The organism is Propionivibrio soli, assembly GCF_025770765.1.
In the GTDB taxonomy this organism is placed as follows: domain Bacteria; phylum Pseudomonadota; class Gammaproteobacteria; order Burkholderiales; family Rhodocyclaceae; genus Propionivibrio; species Propionivibrio soli.
In genome coordinates this window covers 1-19,086 of record NZ_JANZKY010000024.1, presented here as the reverse complement: position 1 = coordinate 19,086, position 19,086 = coordinate 1, and the positions used below count along the sequence as shown (strand labels likewise).

The 19,086-nt window shown below is 58.9% G+C and carries 17 protein-coding genes and 1 tRNA gene; 3 read left to right on the top strand and 15 right to left on the bottom strand.

Annotation, left to right across the window (positions count from 1 at the left end; genetic code table 11):
- Positions 1–26: 26 nt before the first annotated feature.
- The 9 genes from der to ndk are packed head-to-tail and all read right to left on the bottom strand — an operon-like array spanning position 27 to position 9,212.
- A complete protein-coding gene (gene der, locus NZ453_RS21300; protein ID WP_263772993.1) occupies positions 27–1,490 on the bottom strand; it encodes a ribosome biogenesis GTPase Der in 1,464 nt (487 codons plus the stop codon).
- Positions 1,487–2,635 carry an outer membrane protein assembly factor BamB gene (gene bamB / locus NZ453_RS21295; protein ID WP_263772992.1) on the bottom strand — a complete coding sequence of 383 codons (1,149 nt, stop codon included), beginning with the start codon at positions 2,633–2,635 and terminating at the stop codon, positions 1,487–1,489. Before bamB ends, der begins: the two co-directional genes overlap by 4 nt.
- The gene (locus NZ453_RS21290) at positions 2,635–3,321 is read right to left on the bottom strand and encodes a YfgM family protein (RefSeq protein WP_263772991.1); all 687 of its coding nucleotides are present in this window, start codon (positions 3,319–3,321) and stop codon (positions 2,635–2,637) included. The genes bamB and NZ453_RS21290 overlap by 1 nt, the downstream gene beginning before the upstream one ends.
- Entirely contained in the window at positions 3,321–4,619 is a 1,299-nt protein-coding gene (hisS, locus tag NZ453_RS21285; RefSeq protein WP_263772990.1) for a histidine--tRNA ligase, read from the bottom strand. The genes NZ453_RS21290 and hisS overlap by 1 nt, the downstream gene beginning before the upstream one ends.
- Positions 4,616–5,869, bottom strand: coding sequence for a flavodoxin-dependent (E)-4-hydroxy-3-methylbut-2-enyl-diphosphate synthase (ispG, locus tag NZ453_RS21280; RefSeq protein WP_420851690.1), 1,254 nt, complete (start codon positions 5,867–5,869; stop codon positions 4,616–4,618). Before ispG ends, hisS begins: the two co-directional genes overlap by 4 nt.
- Before the next feature lie 48 nt (positions 5,870–5,917).
- Complete coding sequence (locus NZ453_RS21275) at positions 5,918–6,853, bottom strand: RodZ domain-containing protein (RefSeq protein WP_263772988.1); 936 nt, start codon at positions 6,851–6,853, stop codon at positions 5,918–5,920.
- On the bottom strand, positions 6,850–7,662 hold the full coding sequence (pilW, locus tag NZ453_RS21270) for a type IV pilus biogenesis/stability protein PilW (protein ID WP_263772986.1): 813 nt from the start codon (positions 7,660–7,662) through the stop codon (positions 6,850–6,852). The genes NZ453_RS21275 and pilW overlap by 4 nt, the downstream gene beginning before the upstream one ends.
- Complete coding sequence (gene rlmN / locus NZ453_RS21265; RefSeq protein ID WP_263772985.1) at positions 7,659–8,756, bottom strand: dual-specificity RNA methyltransferase RlmN; 1,098 nt, start codon at positions 8,754–8,756, stop codon at positions 7,659–7,661. Before rlmN ends, pilW begins: the two co-directional genes overlap by 4 nt.
- A gap of 27 nt (positions 8,757–8,783) precedes the next feature.
- The gene (gene ndk / locus NZ453_RS21260; RefSeq protein WP_263772984.1) at positions 8,784–9,212 is read right to left on the bottom strand and encodes a nucleoside-diphosphate kinase; all 429 of its coding nucleotides are present in this window, start codon (positions 9,210–9,212) and stop codon (positions 8,784–8,786) included.
- Between the two features lie 309 nt (positions 9,213–9,521).
- On the opposite strand from ndk, the gene NZ453_RS21255 reads away from it, so the two are divergent.
- Positions 9,522–10,406, top strand: coding sequence for an HDOD domain-containing protein (locus tag NZ453_RS21255; protein ID WP_263772983.1), 885 nt, complete (start codon positions 9,522–9,524; stop codon positions 10,404–10,406).
- Between the two features lie 78 nt (positions 10,407–10,484).
- Complete coding sequence (locus tag NZ453_RS21250; RefSeq protein ID WP_263772982.1) at positions 10,485–11,381, top strand: patatin-like phospholipase family protein; 897 nt, start codon at positions 10,485–10,487, stop codon at positions 11,379–11,381.
- A gap of 119 nt (positions 11,382–11,500) precedes the next feature.
- Here NZ453_RS21250 and NZ453_RS21245 read toward each other — a convergent pair whose 3' ends face one another.
- Entirely contained in the window at positions 11,501–13,408 is a 1,908-nt protein-coding gene (locus NZ453_RS21245; RefSeq protein ID WP_263772981.1) for an ATP-binding cassette domain-containing protein, read from the bottom strand.
- A 225-nt stretch (positions 13,409–13,633) separates the two neighbouring features.
- Between NZ453_RS21245 and NZ453_RS21240 the strand changes: the two genes are divergently transcribed.
- Positions 13,634–13,708: transfer RNA gene (locus tag NZ453_RS21240), tRNA-Arg, on the top strand.
- A gap of 276 nt (positions 13,709–13,984) precedes the next feature.
- Here NZ453_RS21240 and NZ453_RS21235 read toward each other — a convergent pair.
- From NZ453_RS21235 to dgoD, 5 genes are all read right to left on the bottom strand, one after another.
- On the bottom strand, positions 13,985–14,764 hold the full coding sequence (locus NZ453_RS21235) for an SDR family oxidoreductase (RefSeq protein ID WP_263772980.1): 780 nt from the start codon (positions 14,762–14,764) through the stop codon (positions 13,985–13,987).
- Positions 14,765–14,890: 126 nt separating this feature from the next.
- Positions 14,891–15,943, bottom strand: coding sequence for a TRAP transporter substrate-binding protein (locus NZ453_RS21230; protein WP_263772978.1), 1,053 nt, complete (start codon positions 15,941–15,943; stop codon positions 14,891–14,893).
- A gap of 69 nt (positions 15,944–16,012) precedes the next feature.
- Entirely contained in the window at positions 16,013–16,672 is a 660-nt protein-coding gene (locus NZ453_RS21225) for a 2-dehydro-3-deoxy-6-phosphogalactonate aldolase (RefSeq protein WP_263772977.1), read from the bottom strand.
- Positions 16,673–16,693: 21 nt separating this feature from the next.
- Positions 16,694–17,677, bottom strand: coding sequence for a 2-dehydro-3-deoxygalactonokinase (locus NZ453_RS21220; protein WP_263772976.1), 984 nt, complete (start codon positions 17,675–17,677; stop codon positions 16,694–16,696).
- A 52-nt stretch (positions 17,678–17,729) separates the two neighbouring features.
- A complete protein-coding gene (gene dgoD, locus NZ453_RS21215) occupies positions 17,730–18,878 on the bottom strand; it encodes a galactonate dehydratase (protein ID WP_263772974.1) in 1,149 nt (382 codons plus the stop codon).
- Positions 18,879–19,086: the final 208 nt, after the last annotated feature.

Genomic DNA, 19,086 nt, shown 5'->3' with positions numbered 1-19,086 from the left:
CGCCATACTGGCCGAACGCCAACGGGCTAAGCGGACGCCGGCTTTGACTTGCGCCGAGGTCTAGCCGTGCCCCGCGTCGGGGCCACGACCTTCGGTTGGACCGGGGTCCGTGCTTTTGGTTTCGCCTTTTCTTCGCCTTTCGGCTTGCGGCGCCGCTGCTCCACCGGTTTGCGCTCAGCGAACGGATTCTCCGAGACGTTGAACTGAATGCGCAACGGTGTGCCTTGCAGTTTGAACACTTCCCGAAAAATGTGCTCCAGATAGCGCTTGTACGAATCCGGCACCTTGTCCAGCGCATTGCCATGGATGACGATGACAGGAGGATTCCTTCCTCCTTGGTGAGCATAGCGGAGTTTGGGCCGGAAGATACCGCTACGCGGTGGTGCTTGCTTGGCAACTGCATCAATCAATGTGCGAGTAAGCCGCGGCGTGGAGAGATCGGCCATCGCCGCCTTGTACGCCGCGTCCACCGACCGGAACACATGCGCAAGACCTTGCCCCCGCAACGCCGAAACGTAGTGGAAATTCGCGAAGTTCAGGAAGGTGAGCTTCGATTCGAGCGCACTTTTGACCTGGTCCCGAGTGTAAGGATCCAAGCCGTCCCACTTATTCACAGCGACAACAAGCGCCCTTCCGGACTCGACCACAAAGCCAGCGATATGCGCATCCTGGTCCGAGATGTCTTGCTGGGCATCGAGAACGAGCACTACCACATGGGCATCCTCGATCGATTGTAGGGTTTTCACGACCGAGAATTTTTCGATCGTTTCGAACACCTTGCCCTTGCGCCGAAGGCCCGCCGTGTCAATCAGTGTGTAGTGCTTTCCGCCACGTTCAAAATCGACATAGATTGCGTCTCGGGTCGTTCCCGGCTGGTCGAAGGCGATGACGCGTTCTTCACCGAGCAAGGCATTGATCATCGTGCTCTTGCCGACGTTCGGTCGGCCGACAATAGCCACGCGCAGCGTACCGTCACCTTCCTCTTCTTCAGTTGGTTCGGGATAGGGCGCAAGTACCTGCTCGACCAAATGACGAACACCTTCGCCATGCGTCGCCGAAATCGCCCACGGCTCCCCGAGGCCAAGCTCATGAAAATCCGCGATGACGACTCCCTCGTTCATGCCTTCGGTCTTGTTGACCGCAACGAAGGCCGGCCGGCCAGCACGTCTTAGCTTTCGGGCGATCTCCTTGTCGAGCGCCGTAATCCCCGTCCGTCCGTCGACAACGAAAACTACCGCGTCTGCCTCGGCAATCGCCTGTTCCGTCTGGCGTGCCATCTCGTGCATGATGCCGTCTTTCGCTAGCGGCTCGAAGCCACCGGTATCGACAACGAGATATGGCTTGCTGCCTAGTTTTCCATGCCCGTAGTGGCGATCCCGCGTCAAGCCCGGAATGTCGGCAACGAGGGCATCCCGGCTTTTGGTCAGGCGGTTGAACAAGGTGGACTTGCCGACATTCGGCCGGCCGACAAGAACGATCGTCGGCTTCATTGCGCCGCTACAGCGAATACGCCGCCGTTCCTGGTTTGCAACACCAGCGCGTTACCTGCCGCACGCAAAGGTGCGACGACGGGGCTGCCGTCTGTCGTCACTCGCGCCGCGAAGGAGCCGTCGTCTCGGTTCAGGAAGTGGACCACGCCTTGAACGTCTGCCACAACGACCAGGCCGCGTGCCACCGCAGGTGCCGTCACACCACGCAAGAACAGCTTGTCCTGCTTCCAGATACTCGAACCCGTCGCAAGATCAAGAGCATGAACCGCACCCTTGTCGTCGGTCACGTAAACGTAACGCTGGTCGACCGTCATTCCGCGTGCGCTCGACATGTCGCGGGCCCACACGAGACTGCCATTGCCGAGGTCGAAGCAAGCCACCCTCCCTTGGTAGGCAACGGCACAAATCGTTCGCCCTGAAATAACCGGGGCACTGCTGATATCGGCGATACGATCTGTTTCTGTCGCGCCCTTTGGCAAGGCAACGGTGCCATCCCAAACAGCGGTGCCGTTGTCATTAAGGAGCGCAACAAGCTTACCGCCGGGGAAGCCGACGAAGACGTACTTGCCGTCGATCAACGGCTGCCCGGCGAAGCGCAGCGCAAGTGCAGGTGCCGGCCGCTGGTAAACCCACTTGCGCTGGCCGTCGCTTGCGCTGTATCCGGTAACCCGACTGTCACTGCTACGCACAACAACGAGTCCCTCACCCACCGCCGGCGGCGCCAAAATCTCGCTGGACGCCTTGGCCTTCCACAATAACTTGCCGTCCGCGGCGGCAAAAGCAAGTACGTCGCCTTTGCGAGACCCAACCACGACGATGTCGGCATTGGCGCCCACCCCTCCGGACAGCACTTGCTCGGCATTGGCCTTCCAGACCACGCGCCCCTCGTCGATTCGAAGAACTGTTCCGTTTTCACCGGCTGCGTAAACCGATGAGCCGACGACCGCAGGCGTAAAGACATAGAGTTCGCTCTTGCCGACGCCCTCCCGCCACTCGACGCGAGCCTCCGTCGTAGCACTGATCGGCTGCAGCTCGGCCATTTTCGGCCCGCTCTTCTTCGCAAACGGATTGATCGCGTCAAGCGTCGAACATGCCGCCAGCGGAAGCGCCAGGACAAGTACAGCCGCGGCAAGGCGCCTCGTCATTACTTGCTCCCGCCAAGCGAATCAAGCTTCTGCTGGACGAGTTCGCGGTAGATCGCCCCCGACTGTTCCTGCCAGCCCTGCGCGTCCTTTTCCTTGCCAGCCTTGGCGAGAGTATCAAGCTTGTCCAGCGCAGATTGATACGCGGTCGCCGCCTCGGCTTTCTTTCCTTGAGCCCGCAAAACGTCCCCGCGGAGATCCGAAAACCGCGGTTCGAATGCCGGACCTGAAGACCCGTCAACGACTTTCAGCGCTTCGTCGTAAGTCTTCTCGTCAATCAGCAGTGAAGCCAAACGCAGGCGCGCAAGATCACGCAGCTCATCCTTGCCGTGCTCGACGGCCCACTGCAATTGCAGCTTGGCCGTCTTGGCATCGTCTGCGTCGATCAACGCCTTGGCAGCCATCATTGATCCGAGCGTGGCGTAGCTCGTGCCTCCGAATTTTTCGAGGAGCTCTCCACTTGCCGCCTTCACCTTCTGCAAGTCCTTCTCCTGCGCCGCACGCTGGAGAACGTTGTAGAGCCCAGCCGCCTGCGTCGATTGAGACCGTTGGTACCAGTTCCATCCCTGCCAGGCGATCACGACGATCGCGGCCGCGGTTACCACGTTGATCACGAGGTTGCCGTATTGCTTCCACCACGCCTTGATCTCGGCGAGTTGTTCCTGTTCTTCGAGGTCGTAGGTAGCCATTACGCTTCTTCTTCCAAGTCCAAAAATGAGTCCATGATTTCGTCCGCGACATCATCGACGCCGACACGCTTTTGCTCGTTGCGCACTCCTTCGCCGGCGCGTAACGATTTGAGGGTCACCTCACCGACGGATGCCTCATCGTCGCCAATGATGACAGCAAACGTTGCCCCAGAGGCATCAGCCTTTTTCATCTGCGATTTGAAGCTACCCCCACCACAGTTGAAAAGCACGTCGATACCCCGATCACGCAAATTCTCGGCGACGCGCGGAGCAAGACGCGAGGCCGCTTCACCCTGATGCACGAGGTAAACGTCCACGCCTTCGGTTTCCGGTGCACCGCCCGACTCTCGTACGAGAGCTACCAGACGTTCAACGCCCATCGCGAAACCGCAGGCCGGTGTCGGCTTGCCACCGAGCTGTTCGACCAAGCCATCATAACGCCCGCCGGCACAGACCGTACCCTGCGCGCCCAAGCGGTCAGTCACCCACTCGAAAACAGTCAGGTTGTAATAGTCGAGGCCGCGTACAAGGCGCGGATTGATGACGTACGGAATCCCGGTGTCGCGAAGCACTTGCTGCACCCCTTCGAAGTGCGCCATCGACTCAGCCCCAAGATGGCTCATCAATTGCGGAGCCTCGGTGATCATTTCCTGCATCGTGGGATTCTTGCTATCCAGAATCCGCAGCGGATTCGTGTATAACCGACGTCGCGCATCCTCATCCAGCAGCTCCTGATGCTTTTCAAAATACGCGATCAGTTCGGCACGGTGGCTCGCGCGCTCCGCGGGCTGGCCGAGCGTATTCAACTGCAGGCCGATCCCCTCCAGACCCAGATCATCCCAGAGCCTCGCGCCCATAAGAATCTGCTCGGCATCGATATCTGGCCCGGTGAAACCGAACGATTCGACGCCAACCTGATTGAACTGACGGTAGCGTCCCTTCTGTGGGCGCTCGTGCCGGAACATCTGCCCCACGTAGTAAAGCCGCAGTGGCTGCTGTGCTGCGAGCTTGTGCTGGATGACCGCGCGTACACAACCCGCCGTTCCTTCAGGGCGCAAGGTCAGCTGCTCGCCGTTAAGGCTGTCGGTGAAGGAATACATTTCCTTCTCCACGATATCCGTCACTTCCCCGATCGCGCGACTGAAAAGAGGCGTCGGTTCGACGATTGGCAGGCGAATCGGCCGGTATCCATAGCTTCTCAGCCACGAACGGACAGTTTCTTCAAACACCTCCCAGAACTCGGCCTCCTCCGGCAGGATGTCGTTCATCCCACGCACGGACTGAATGTTTTGACTCATGATCTTGTCGCTATCTTTCTTTTGTAGGTACGCGCCACGTAGCGGTCGACGATGGCCGTAAATTCAGCTGCGATATTCTCCCCGCGCAGCGTGCTCGTCTTCACGCCGTCTTCAAACACGGGAGCGGCCGGCACTTCGCCGGTTCCAGGCAGGCTAATGCCGATGTTGGCGTGCTTGCTCTCGCCCGGACCATTGACGACACATCCCATGACGGCAAGCGTCATATTTTCCACGCCGTCGTACTCCGCCCGCCATTGCGGCATTCTTTCCCGAACATGATCTTGAATCGACTGGGCCAACTCCTGGAAAAAGCTGCTCGTGGTACGGCCACAGCCTGGGCATGCGGCGACCATCGGCGTAAAAGCCCGCAGTCCCATCGTCTGCAGCATCTCCTGCGCGACAATCACTTCCTGGGTGCGTTTGCCCCCCGGCTCTGGGGTCAGCGAAACCCGGATGGTGTCGCCAATACCTTCCTGCAGGAGCACCGCCATGGCGGCCGTCGAGGCAACGATTCCCTTTGACCCCATTCCGGCTTCAGTCAAACCGAGATGTAGAGGATAATCCGAGCGCCGCGAAAGCTCTCGGTAAATGGCAATCAGATCCTGCACGCCCGAGACTTTGCACGACAGGATGATCTTGCCGCCGGGCAGGCCCAGCTCTTCTGCCTTCGCGGCCGATTCGAGGGCCGACGTTACCATGGCCTCGCGCATCACTTCGATTGCGTCCAACGGCTGGGGGCGCCGGGCATTCTCGTCCATGATTCGCGCCAACAGGTCCTGGTCCAGGCTCCCCCAGTTAACACCGATGCGGACCGGCTTATCGTATTTGCATGCGACTTCGATCATTTGTGCGAACTGATCGTCGCGTTTCTTTCCGTGACCGACGTTGCCTGGATTGATCCGGTACTTCGCCAGCATCTGGGCGCATTCGGGAAAATCAGACAGCAACCGATGCCCGTTGTAATGGAAGTCGCCAATCAGCGGCACATCAACGTTCATCCGCTGCAGATGTTCATAAATACCCGGCACGGCGGCAGCGGCCTCCGGAGTATTGACGGTGATACGAACAAGCTCCGAACCGGCTCTTGCCAGCTCAGCGCACTGAATCGCCGTCTTCACGACGTCCACGGTGTCCGTATTCGTCATCGATTGGATCACGACCGGGGAATCCCCGCCCACATTTACGTGGCCAATACGGACAGTACGTGTGGAACGTCGGGTAACAAGAGAATTGCTCAACTCACTGCTCACAAAATATGGGAAAGCGCCCCCGCGAACCGCAGGGCACCATCAAGAGGGTTATTCGACGGTTAACCGGGCGACATCATCCTTGCTGCGCTTGGAGAGGTCCACCGGCTTATTCCTGTATTGCAGGCTGACATACGCCGAGTTGCCCACGACCAGGGAAAATGGCGGAGTTCCCGACACTTCCTTTTGGCTTCCCTCGGGGTTCAACTGCGAAAAGATAACTCGCCCGCTTTTGTCGCGCACCTCCACCCACGAAGGTTTCGCAAAAGAGAATTTGAGCACGTTCGCCTGCGCTTCGGCCGCTGCATCCGCCACAGCCGGCGACTCCGGCAATTGAGCGCTTGTGTCAGCACCGCCGACTGGTGGTAGGTTAGCCGGCACAGCCGCTGGCTCCGGCACGGAAGGCGCTGCGGTTACGACTGGCGTGTTGGCGGTTGCCGCCTCTTGGGACGGCGGAAGCTTTTCCTCCGTTGCTGTGCGTGATTCCATCGCCGACTTCACCGCCGTCAGAGTCGATTGCCACAGCTCGATGGGAACGAACAGGTACGCAGCCACCGCTGCCGCCAGGATCAACAGGCCAAAAATGACTCGCGCATAGTCGCGCCGATCAGGCGTGCCTTCCTGGGGCATACTGACCGGAGTCCCCGTCGTAACTTTCAATTCCGGAGCCTGGGGAAAATGCAGGGCATCCAGGTCATGCATGAGCCGCTCCGCGTCAAGGTTGAGCAGCCGCGCGTAGTTGCGAACAAAACCGCGAACAATAGTATTGCACGGCAAGTTGTCCCAGTCGTCGGCTTCGAGCGCTTCGACCTGGCGCACGCTCAACTTGATCGATTTGGCCGCTTCCCCCTTGCTCAGCCCTTTCGCTTCACGGGCCGCTCGGAGTTGCTGGCCGACAGTTGGAGCCGACGCGCTCTGAGCCCCCACCATATCCGCCGGGTCAGTAATCCCGACGAGGCCTCCTTGCTGAACCGATTCCCCATTCATTCGAAGTTCCCTTTCAGCAACTCGCGATATTCGGGCGAATCCGGATAGTTGCGGCGCAATTGAGCCGCCAAGCTGTTTTCCGCGATGCGGTCGCCCAGACGGCGTTCCGTACGCAGAAGCAGCCAAAGCGTTTCCGCATTCGGCTCACGCGTGCGGGTAATCTTCGTCAGATGCTCTCTCGCGGCATCGTAGTTGCCTCGTTTGTAAGTGATGGCCGCCAGTTGATAAAGCGCACGAGCATTGTCGGGTGAAAAACGGAGCGTGCGGCGAATGTAGTCTTCGGCCGTATCCAGATCGCCGATCTTCGCGTAACAGGCGCCGGCATTGAGGTGTGCAACCTCCGGCGTCCGGTACAAGGGGTTCCGGATCGCCTTCTGGAAGTAATCGAGTGCCTCTTTCTCATGCCCCGTTTCGCAAAGGAACCAGCCATAGTTGTTGTTGATCTCGGGATCGCGCTCGTCAAGTTCCAGCGCCTTTCTAAAGTCTTTGCCTGCGGAATCGAGTTCCCGGATCTGATGCAAGACCAATGCACGGGTGCTGTAAGCAGGTGCATAGTTGGGATTGATCGAGATGGCGATCGTCAGTTCTTCGAGGGCCACGATGAAATTCCCTTCCTGGAAATACATCGAGCCCAGTTCGGTATGAAGCTTAGCCCGGGTCAGCGCGTCCTTCGGACTGCTGCCTGTCAGCGTATCAGCTGGCGAAGCCGTTCCCTGAGCGAAAACCGAAGGGGCGGAAACCATGCCCAAGGTCACCACCAGGCAGACCAAGGCCCCTACCCGTGCGAACATCCCCCAAAACGCTTTCATCGTGTCCTAACCTCGTGTACGTCGATGATACGGCGCCCACTTCGCCGCGTTTTATCCTGAACCTGGCCGGCCAATTGACCGCATGCCGCATCAATATCATCCCCCCGCGTCTTTCGCGTGGTGGCAATGATGCCGGCATTCATTAGTATTTCAGCAAACCGCCTGATTCGCTGCGACGGCGAACGCCTGAACGGCGACCCGGGAAACGGATTGAATGGAATCAGGTTGAACTTGCAAGGTACGTTGCGCGTCAAGGCGAGCAATTCCTGCGCACAGGCGTCCGAATCGTTCACTCCATCGAGCATCACGTATTCAAACGTCACGAAATCTCTCGGTGCTTTTTCCAGATAGCGCAAGCACGCCGCCATCAATTCCCGCAATGGATACTTCCGGTTGATCGGAACCAGTTCATCACGCAGTCCATCGTTCGGTGCATGCAGAGAAACTGCCAAGGCTACCGGACATTCATCGCGCAAACGATCGATGACCGGTACAAGGCCTGACGTTGACACAGTCACGCGTCGCCGCGACAAGCCATAGGCGTTGTCATCGAGCATCAGGCGAAGGGCTGTGACGGAATTCTCGAAGTTCGCCAACGGTTCGCCCATGCCCATCAAGACTACATTGCTAATGATTCGCTCACCCGACGGGTCAGCGCCGAGCGCCCGATTCGCCTGCCATAACTGCCCGATGATTTCTGCAACCGTCAAGTTTCGGTTGAACCCCTGCTTGCCAGTGGAGCAAAAGGCACAATCGAGCGCACAACCAGCCTGAGTAGAGACGCAAAGGGTGCCGCGGTCGTCTTCGGGAATGAAGACGGTCTCGACGGCATTGCCCCCGCCGACGTCAAACAGGAACTTGCGGGTTCCGTCGTCGGACTGCTTGTCCGAAACGACGGCCGGTGCCCGGATTTCTGCAATTTCGCGCAGCTTCTCACGCAGACTTTTCGCGATATCGGTCATCGCGTCAAAATCATCCTGCCCGAATCGATGCATCCAGCGCAGTACTTGCCGGGCGCGAAAGGTCTTCTCGCCGTTTTCGGCAAAAAAGGCGGTCAGCCCGGCCGCATCGAAATCGAGCAGGTTAGTCTTCATCAAGCCGTCACACGCAGAGGGTTTGCTCTAGCGACCAGCGTAAACATTCATGCCGGGGAAGAAAAAACCGACCTCGACCTTGGCCGTCTCCGGGCCATCGGAACCATGCACGGCGTTGGCATCGATCGACGACGCAAAATCAGCCCTGATCGTTCCCGGGGCCGCCTTCTTGGGGTCAGTTGCACCCATCAGTTCCCTGTTCTTGGCAATTGCATCCTCGCCCTCGAGCACCTGAATCATCACCGGACCGGACGTCATGAACGTAACGAGGTCCTTGTAGAAAGGCCGCTCTTTGTGCACCGCGTAAAACTCGCCGGCCTCTTGAGGCGAAAGCCAAGCCATTTTCGCCGCGACGATCTTCAGACCGTTGGTCTCAAAACGTGAGTAGATCTTGCCAATGACGTTCTTCGCAACGGCGTCGGGTTTGATAATCGAAAGCGTACGTTCAATAGCCATGAATCCTCCACAGGGCGGGTTTAACAGACGGAGTCGGAATACGCGGGATAACTTCTCATTCTACCAACACTCTCAGGAATGCCGAAACGAGGCCACGTCAACGGCCCAGCGGTAGAACTGATGTTTGTAAACGTTGGTGGCGCACGCAAAGCCCTGAAGAACACGACAAAAGTTTCCGAAGTCTGCGGTTCTTGCCATGCCCTTGCGGTCGCTAAAGGCTCCGGGTAGTATGAACTTGAAAATTTAATCCTTATTGATGAATCAGACAATTAGCAGAAACATTTAGAGTAACTTTATAACTTCTGGCGCATGCTCGATCAGCCGCTTCCCGATCTCGATGCTTGGGTGGACTTTTTCAGTCACACCGAGATGCCTATTCTTCGGCAAACTGCACGCCGACTCGAAGAAGCGCGGCAAAACGTCGACCAGATCAATGGTCGCGATATCGCGGCGATCGTTCTTCAGGATCCCCTGATGGCGGTTCGTGTTCTGGCGCATATACAGCCGTACCGCGGCAAGCGCTTGCGGACAGACATTACGACAATCGACCACGCCGTGATGATGTATGGCCTCGAGCCTTTTTTCGCCCGCTTTGAAGCGCCGCTCACGATCGAAACGCTGCTCAAGAACGAACCACAGGCCTTGCTTGGCGTACTCCAAGTCATCCGACGGGTCCAGCGGGCTTCGCATTACGCTCACGAATGGGCGCGCGAACGGTACGACCTGAACGTCGAAGAGGTCGCGCTTGCCGCGCTGCTCCACGATCTTTCCGAGATCCTACTGTGGTGCTTCGCCCCCCGGCTCGCTATCGCGATCCGCGACAAACAAACGGCCGACAAAACGTTGCGCAGCGCCAGCGCCCAACAACAGATTCTTGGCATCCGGCTGTTCGATTTGCAACGCGCCCTTTGTGAATCGTGGAACCTTCCCGAACTTCTCAACACGTTGATGGACGATGCGAACTCGCACCTTCCCCGTGTCCAAAACGTCATCCTGGCCGTCAATCTCGCCCGCCATTCCTCCAATGACTGGACCGATGCGGCATTACCGGACGACTTCACGGCAATCCAAAAACTGCTTCATATCGATCGGCAAACGCTGCTCACGCGGCTCAATGTGCCGGCTGAGCTCATACCGAAATACTTAAGCGACGTTCAGGAGATGGACGGGCCTTCCCAACCGGCATCTGATTGACGCATCGCGGCGAGCCCGCTTCAAACCACCTCGTGAAACGAAACGGAATTACAATCCCGTTTCCTCAACGAGAACAATATGCGCCTGCACTACCTGCCTATCGCCTTGCTGGTTCTGGCATCCGGCCTCACCGGCTGCGTCAGCCGCGAACCAGCGCCCCCGCCTGCTCCGATCATCATTGCGACCGCGCCTGCGAGACCGCCTAAGGTCGGCCTCGCCCTCGGGGGCGGTGCGGCCCGCGGTTTTGCGCATATCGGAGTAATCAAGGTTCTTGAAGCACAAGGGATTGTTCCCGACGTGGTTGTGGGGACCAGTGCGGGGGCCGTAGTCGGAGCGTTGTACGCTTCCGGAAACTCGGGTTTCGAAATCCAGAAACTCGCTCATCGGCTCGACGAATCGAAGATTAGCGATTGGTCGATGCCAGACCGCGGCGTCCTGAAAGGCGAGGCGTTGCAGAAGTTCGTGAATGATGCTGTCGCGCAACGTCCGCTCGAAAAGATGAAAACCTCATTCGCGGTTGTGGCGACAGACCTTAATAGCGGGGAGCGAATTCTGTTCCGCACAGGCAATACCGGCATGGCAGTACGCGCCTCCGCCACCGTCCCTGGGATTTTCCGGCCGGTACTGATCAACGGGCACGAATACGTGGACGGCGGTCTTTCGAGCCTCGTCCCGGTGCGCAGCGCTCGTGAAATGGGCGCCGACGTCGTGATTGCCGTGGATATCTCCGCGCACACCGATAATCATCCGGTACGCGGCACACTCGACATCCTGCTCCAAACCTTCACGATCATGGGGCAGAACTTGGCACGGCACGAGTTGAAGGAAGCCGACGTTGTCATTCGGCCAGACGTGGGAGCGGTCGGCTCCACCGACTTCCTCGCCCGGCACGATTCGATCTTGGAGGGAGAAAAAGCGGCACAGGCGGCATTGCCGCAGATTCGCGAAGCGTTGAAAAAAGCGGCTGGCGGCTGAAGGCCGGGTTTCGCACTCACCAGTGCCGGAGACGCTCGTAGCGTTTCTTTTTGCGCCCGCCGGTCCAAGACTCTTTTGCGCGCACCGCGTTCCTAGTCGGCCAAGATCAGGCCCCCCGGCTACTTGTCCAACTCTTCCCAGCGTTCGAGCAGTACCATGAGTTCGTCGTCGATCTCGTTCATACGACGCGCCAGCTTCTCTGCCTCGCGCGGCTCCGATTGGTAAAGTGCCGGGTCCTCCAGGCGCCGAGTCAGCTCTTTCTGTTCCTGCTCAAGCGCCGCAACACGCTCGGGCAATTCCGCGAGTTCCCGCGTTTCCTTGTAACTCAGCTTCCGGTTTCCGTCTGGCCGCGTTTTCGGGGAGCTGCCAGTAGCGGCCTCGGCCAGTTTCGGCGGTGTGCGCGTAGAGTCGTCGTTTTGTTTCTTCCTCGTCTGGTAGTCTGCCCAGTCCTGGTAACCGCCGGCGTACTCGTGCCAGACACCCCCCCCCTCGGCGGCGATCGTTTGCGTCACAACGTTATCAAGGAACGCGCGGTCATGGCTGACCAGGAAAAGGGTTCCCGGATAGTCCTGCAAGAGTTGCTCAAGAAGTTCGAGTGTCTCGATGTCGAGATCGTTGGTCGGCTCGTCGAGTACGAGTACGTTGGCTGGCCTCGCAAACAGGCGTGCCAGCAACAGACGGTTGCGTTCACCCCCTGAGAGCGACTTGACCGGCGAACGGGCTCGTTGCGGGGCGAAGAGAAAGTCACCGAGGTAGCCGATGACGTGTTTGCGTTCGTTCCCGATCTCGACGTAATCCGACCCCGGGGAGATGACATCGACGAGCGCGGCCTCCTCATCGAGTTGAGTCCGAAACTGATCGAAATAGGCCACCTGAATCCGCGTACCGAGACGCACGGTTCCCGAGTCCGGTGCAAGTTCGCCAAGGATCAGGCGAAGCAAGGTCGTCTTGCCGGCGCCATTAGGACCGATGAGTCCGAGCTTGTCGCCCCGCTGCAGGCGACAAGAAAAACCCCGCACGACGATTTTCTCGCCGAAACGTTTATTCACATTCACGAGTTCGGCGACTAGCTTGCCACTCTTTTCGCCCGCGTCGAGAGCCAGTTCCACTCGACCTTGGCGTTCCCGTCGTGCAGCGCGTTCTCGACGCAATTGCTCGAGCCGCAGGACGCGGCCTTCGTTGCGTGTACGCCGCGCTTCGACCCCTTTTCGAATCCAGACCTCTTCCTGAGCGAGGAACTTGTCGAACTTCGCGTTCTGAATCGCTTCGTCGTAGAGCATCTGCTCCTTGCGCGCCTGGTAGGCGGAGAAGTTGCCGGGAAACGACGCCAGGCGGCCCCGGTCCAATTCGATGATGCGCGTCGCGACACGGTCTAGGAAACGACGATCGTGGGTGATGAACACGAGCGAAGCCGTCGAGCCAACGAGCATCTCCTCAAGCCACTCGATAGCGCCGATATCGAGGTGGTTGGTGGGCTCGTCGAGCAGAAGCATTTCCGGTGAGACAGCCAGGGCCTGTGCCAACGCGAGGCGCTTTTTCTGACCGCCGGACAACGTCCCGACGCGTGCATCGGGTGCCAGCGAGAAGCGCTGAATCACTCGTCCGGCCTGCGCTTCGAATGACCAGGCATCGCGGGACTCGAGTTCGCTTTGCAGATGATGCAACCGGTCAAGTAGCTCATCGTGTTTCGCCTTTGGCTCGGCCATCGCCAGGGAGACCGCGTGATACTCGGCCAGAAGCGAGGAGACTTCACCCATACCGGCCACGATCGCTTCGAAAACCGACAGGTCCGGATCGAAGGGTGGCTCCTGGGGCACGTAGCCAAAACGAATACCGGGCTGACGCCACACCGTACCGTCGTCGAGAGCACCTTGCCCGGCCAGTGCGCGCAACAACGACGACTTTCCACTGCCATTTCGGCCAATCAGGGCCACACGCTCCCCCGGATCGAGCTGGAATTCGGCGTGGTCGAGCAAAGGCACATGGCCGTAAGCGAGAGAAGCGTCAGACAGAATCAGATGAGGCATGAGCAGAGCAGGTTGAAGGGAAAAGTGGAGGTTCGGCGGGCAACTTCGACTCGTAGGTTGAACCTACATAGGCATAGTCCCCCGATTCTACCTCCGCCGTCACGATTTACTGCGCGGCTACCGAGCAAGGAGAACGGCTACAGCACGACCATGCGTGCAGGCCGCACACGAAGCGCTGGTAACTCTGGTGGGCTACGCCAAGGCCGCGTAGAATACGCGCCCGACCTCCTCGTAGCATAACGGATAGTGCACGCGCCTCCTAAGCGTGAGATTCAGGTTCGATTCCTGACGAGGAGGCCACTCGTTCAGATAGTCGTTGCGCTTGGCATTCGGGACGGTATGGCCATTCAAAGAATGGCCGCCCTTACCTAAGACTGACCACAAAGCCAACCTTTGCACAGACAACTCGCGCAAGTGGAACCATCGTGGTCTCAGCCCGTGCGCGATCACCGTTCCTTCAGTTGTCCGGAAATGCCTCGCTTGAGGCCTGCGAGCTTACGGTTTGTCTTGCCCCCTCCCTCAGAAAAAAAACGGCCACCCTAAGATGGCCGTTGAAGACACGCTGCGCGACGGGCGTCAGACGGTACTCGTCATACCGCCATCGACATAAATAACCTGACCATTGACGAAGCTCGACGCATCCGAGGCAAGGAAGATCGCCGCTCCGTTGAGTTCCTCCACTTTTCCCCAACGCCCGGCTGGCGTGCGCTTATAAAGCCACGCTGAAAACTCCTCGTTCTCCACGAGCGCCTTGTTCATCTCCGTCTCAAAATATCCCGGGGCCAGGCCATTCGCCTGGATACCGTATTTCGCCCAATCGGCGCACATGCCTTTGGTGAGCATCGCGACTGCGCCCTTGGTCGCCGTGTAAGGTGCGATCGTGGGCCGGCCAAGCTGGCTCTGCACTGAGCAGATGTTGATGATCTTGCCCCTCCGGCGCGGAATCATGTGCTTGGCGACCGCCTGCGAAACATAAAAGACGCTATTCAGGTTGGCGTTGATCAAGGCGTGCCAGTTCTCGCTCGGAAACTCATCGAGCGGCGCCCGACGCTGGATGCCGGCGTTGTTGATCAGAATATCAATTGCCCCGTTTTCTTTCTCGACTCGGTCCACTCCGTCAACGACCGCCGGCTGATCCGTAACGTCGAAAACGGCGCTTTCGACGGTGTAGCCGAAAGCCGAGAGCTTTTCGACTGCGGCTCGCACGCGGCCTGAATCACGCCCATTGAGAACGATCGTGGCGCCCGCTCGCGCCAAACCGGTCGCCAACGCGAACCCGATTCCCTGAGTCGATCCGGTGATCAAAGCACGCCGGCCCGTCAGATCAAACAAGGGATTTGCTACTGTAGAAACCATGGAGCACCTTTCGATTGCAATAGAACAAAAGTGTTTTTGGACGATGTCTTTCCACTCCTCGGTGGAAAGATCCCCTGCCCTGCTCTCTTTTTTCCGTTTGCCGCAATGGAGAACAGGGTGAGGGGTTCAGTTAGGTGCGCCCTTTTTGATACGTTGCGCTTCCATTTGAACACCGGCCATGTAGAACTCGCTCGCCCACTGTTCGCCAAATACCGTCGTGTATTTCTTTATAACGGGCCGCATGAACCGTCGGAACTGGACCTGTTCGGACGATCGCAACTCGTTGACCTTCATGCCCTGCCGCTGCAACTCGGCGATTGCCCGCCGCGACGAGTCGCGGATTGTGCGACGTTCGAACAGGGTTGCTTCACGTGCGGCATCGCGCATGATCTTCCGCTCCTCGTCCGAGAACGAGTCCCAGGTTTTCTTGCTGATGAGCAGCGGCCACGCGCTGTAGATGTGCCGCGTTAACGTGAGGTACTTCTGGGCCTCGTAAAAACGGGAGCTGTGTATGGTGATCACCGGGTTTTCCTGCCCGTCGACTTTCTGATCCTTCAATGCGTCGTACACCTGCGGGAAGGGAATCTCGACCGGTTCGGCCCCCAAGGCCACAAAAATGTCCTTGAACAGCGGGTTCGGGATGACGCGAATCTTCAACCCCTGGAAATCGCTCGCCGTCGTAATCGGGCGCACGTTGTTCGTGGTATTGCGAAAACCGTTTTCCCACCAGGCGAGGCCGACGATGCCATGCTCGGGCAAGGTATCGAGCAGCTTGGTTCCGAAGGGACCGTCGAGCACGGAATCGGCATCTTCCTCGCGATCAAAAAGGTACGGAAAGTTGATGATGCCGAAACCCTTGTTGAAATCGACGAGCGTGGACGAGTCCGGCGCGGTCATGTCCAGCGTGCCTTTTTGCAAATCGGCGGCCATGGTCTTGTCGTTGCCCAGCTTGCCACCGGCATAGAGCGTGATCTTGATCTTCCCTTTCGTCTCACGCTGCACGATATCGGCCATCTGCTTGATCGCAAGGCTTTGCGGGTGGTCTTCGCCCAGACCGATACCAATCCGTAGCTCGCGGTCCTTGATTTGTGCGTTGGCGTCGTACGCCGGAAAAAGCGTTGCCACCGCGCCAATTCCGCATCCCAAAGCAACGGCGAGTGCTGTCTTGACGATCTTCATGCTCCCCTACTCTCCCTTTTTCAGCGCATTGATTTGTCTTCTGTTCCTCCGGCATCCCGAGCCGGCCGACTAAGCCGATGCCGGTGCGATTTCCCTCCAGGCGCTCACGAAGTCGCCGGCACGCCTTGCCACCTCGTCGATGTTCATACCAGGCGAGTAGAGCGCAGAACCCAGCCCGAAGCCAGCCGCTCCGGCATCGACAAATGGCTTCATGTTGTTCGGAGCGATTCCACCCACCGGCAGCAGCCGCGTCGTTGCCGGCAACACAACCCGAATCGCGTTCAGTATCTGGGGGCTTACGAGTTCGGCTGGAAAGAGTTTGAGCGCGTCGGCTCCGGCCGCCAGCGCGGAAAACGCCTCCGTCGGCGTCACGACACCCGGAACGCAAAGCAGGCCGGCATCTTTCGCCGCCCTAATGACACCGCCATCGGAATGCGGCATGACAACCACTTCACCGCCGCATTGCCGCAACGCCGTCACGTTATCCACGGAAAGCACGGTGCCCGCACCAACCAGTGCGTCGTCCGGAAGAGAACGACGAATGGCCGCAATACTGTCGAACGGGTCAGGCGAATTCAGCGGTACTTCGATCAGGCGAAATCCCTTCTCGTAAAGCACACGCCCTACGCCTTGGGCCTCGCTCGGCTTGATCCCGCGCAAAATGGCAACAAGGGGAAGTTGACGCAACGCTGCAGAAAACCGGTTCGTCAATTCGTTTAGGTCGGCCATCGGTTTCTCCGATTTCATGGTTCAGGGATTGGCGTCGCCGATAAGGCCCGCGGCATGGGCGAACGCCCACAACCCTGTCGGTGCCGTGTTGTCGAGAACCGCATCCGCCGCTTTGCCGAGATACTTGAGGGAATACACATAGCGTTCGCACAAGGCCGGGTCGCCGATCATGACGAGCGGCGCGTCGGCGGCGTTGCCGAGACCGGCCAGCGCGGACACGAGTTCATGCCCAATCAGGAGTCCGGACAGATAATCAGCAAGGGCCTCCGCAGGCAGGCGATGCGTGAGGCCAAGGGTACGCGTTGCGAAGACCTGATGCGTGAGGTCGCCCGGACGACTGTCACGCGCTGTGGCAAGGCCCAACTCGAACGCGACGACATCCGGTCCATGATTTCCTTGCGTCCCCTCGGGCATCAGGCGCCCGAGGATCGAATGCTTGCTGAGAACGGCAAAAAGCTCGCCGGTCAGGTAAGTGGAATAGCGGAGCAGGCGCCCTTCCTCGAAACGTACCCATTTGGAATGGGTTCCAGGCAGGACGACACACGAGCGTCGATTCCAAGAAGGCTCTTGAAGCAATGCCCCGGCGATCTGGATTTCCTCACCGCGCATCACGTCGGGCAGTTCATCCGGTTCGTCGAACAAGACACCGGGAGCGATCAGAATGTCGACGCCCAGACCGCACGGAACCGTGACGCCTTGCTCCGCGAGGTTATCGATGGTGGCCGGGCAGCGCACATACGGCGCTTCGCGCCACCCTTGCGCGCTCCCTACCATACCGCTCGCCACCACAGGCAACCCGGGCCAGCGGACGAGCCATTCGCCGGCGATCTGCGCAAATGCGTTCTCAAAGCCAGCGATGCCAGGAACCGGCAGGTTCTGAATTCCATGCCGCGATTGGCGTACCTCCAGCACATCTCCATCGCGCATCAAGAAAGCGCGCAGACTGGAAGTCCCCCAGTCCAGCGCAATGAGTTGGGGAATCGCCGGGGGGGTCGATTCGGTCATGCCTTCCTCCACACAGCGGTCAGGTATGCCTTTCGACCTGCCGCGTCATCAATCACCATTCCGCAACGGCCCCGTCTTCGTGCCGCCAGACGGGATTGCGCCAATCGGGAGCCGACTTGCTGCGCTCGATAACGAGTTCCTCGTTGACCTCGACACCAAGGCCCGGCTTCTTCGGCGGCAGCATGAATCCGTCATGGAACTGAAAATCGTCTTTGTTCAGGACGTAATCCATCAGCTCGGCACCTTGGTTGTAATGGATGCCCATGCTCTGTTCCTGGAGCACCGCATTGCGTGAAACGAAGTCCACGTGCAAGCATGAAGCCAGAGCGAGCGGCCCGAGCGGGCAATGCGGTGCAAGACCGACGTCATACGCCTCGGCCATCGCGGCGATCTTGAAGCATTCGGTAATACCGCCGGCATGCGACAGATCGGGCTGGACGATCGAGATACCGCCGGCTGCGAAAACGCGCTTGAAATCGAAACGCGAGAACATGCGTTCCCCGGCCGCGATCGGTATATGGGTCATCTCCGCGAGGCGCGGATAGTACTCCGCCTGTTCAGCCAAGACAGGCTCCTCGATGAACAGCGGTCTGTACGACTCAAGCTCCTTGATCAGGATACGCGCCATCGGAGCTGCCACACGACCGTGAAAATCGAGGCCGAACTCAATGCTGTTGCCGAAGGCTTCGCGGATCTCCGCAACAACGGCTACGGCCGCATCGACGGTCTTGCTATTGTCGAGCAGTGCCATTTCTTCGCAACCATTGAGCTTAAAGGTGTCGAAGCCGATCGACTGCAACTTGCGAATGCCCGCGATCACGTCCGCTGGACGGTCGCCGCCGACCCAGCTGTACATCTTCATCTTCTCGCGGACCAAGCCGCCGAGAAGCTCATACACGGGGACACCGAGTGTCTTTCCTTTGATGTCCCACAGCGCCTGGTCGATGCCCGCTATCGCGCTCATCAAGATCGGCCCGCCGCGATAGAAACCGGCTCGATATAGTGTCTGCCAGATATCGTTAATACGCGCCGGATCCTGCCCGACCACGTAGTGAGACAACTCATGCACCGCGGCCTCGACACTGCGCGCGCGACCTTCGATGACGGGCTCACCCCACCCGGTAATCCCCGCATCCGTTTCAACCTTGAGAAACATCCAACGAGGGGCTAAACGATACGTCGTAAGCTTGGTGACTTTCACGGAATGTGGCTCCAAAAAAACGAGGCGGGCAAGCGAGGAACGGCAGGCTTTAAGCCTGCCGTTGGTTCTTACGATCTCAGCTCATCCACTTGAGCGGACCCATGACGATCTGGGGGAAGACGACGAGGAGGAACATGACGATCGTCTGGGCGATCATGAAGGGGACGACGCCGCGGATGGCACCGCTCATGGGGATGCGCGCCACGCC

Coding starts and splice junctions, on each gene's coding strand:
- der (WP_263772993.1), bottom strand. CDS start 1,490: ATGAAGCCGACGATCGTTCTTGTCGGCCGGCCGAATGTCGGCAAGTCC.
- bamB (WP_263772992.1), bottom strand. CDS start 2,635: ATGACGAGGCGCCTTGCCGCGGCTGTACTTGTCCTGGCGCTTCCGCTG.
- NZ453_RS21290 (WP_263772991.1), bottom strand. CDS start 3,321: ATGGCTACCTACGACCTCGAAGAACAGGAACAACTCGCCGAGATCAAG.
- hisS (WP_263772990.1), bottom strand. CDS start 4,619: ATGAGTCAAAACATTCAGTCCGTGCGTGGGATGAACGACATCCTGCCG.
- NZ453_RS21275 (WP_263772988.1), bottom strand. CDS start 6,853: ATGAATGGGGAATCGGTTCAGCAAGGAGGCCTCGTCGGGATTACTGAC.
- pilW (WP_263772986.1), bottom strand. CDS start 7,662: ATGAAAGCGTTTTGGGGGATGTTCGCACGGGTAGGGGCCTTGGTCTGC.
- rlmN (WP_263772985.1), bottom strand. CDS start 8,756: ATGAAGACTAACCTGCTCGATTTCGATGCGGCCGGGCTGACCGCCTTT.
- ndk (WP_263772984.1), bottom strand. CDS start 9,212: ATGGCTATTGAACGTACGCTTTCGATTATCAAACCCGACGCCGTTGCG.
- NZ453_RS21255 (WP_263772983.1), top strand. CDS start 9,522: ATGCTCGATCAGCCGCTTCCCGATCTCGATGCTTGGGTGGACTTTTTC.
- NZ453_RS21250 (WP_263772982.1), top strand. CDS start 10,485: ATGCGCCTGCACTACCTGCCTATCGCCTTGCTGGTTCTGGCATCCGGC.
- NZ453_RS21245 (WP_263772981.1), bottom strand. CDS start 13,408: ATGCCTCATCTGATTCTGTCTGACGCTTCTCTCGCTTACGGCCATGTG.
- NZ453_RS21235 (WP_263772980.1), bottom strand. CDS start 14,764: ATGGTTTCTACAGTAGCAAATCCCTTGTTTGATCTGACGGGCCGGCGT.
- NZ453_RS21230 (WP_263772978.1), bottom strand. CDS start 15,943: ATGAAGATCGTCAAGACAGCACTCGCCGTTGCTTTGGGATGCGGAATT.
- NZ453_RS21225 (WP_263772977.1), bottom strand. CDS start 16,672: ATGGCCGACCTAAACGAATTGACGAACCGGTTTTCTGCAGCGTTGCGT.
- NZ453_RS21220 (WP_263772976.1), bottom strand. CDS start 17,677: ATGACCGAATCGACCCCCCCGGCGATTCCCCAACTCATTGCGCTGGAC.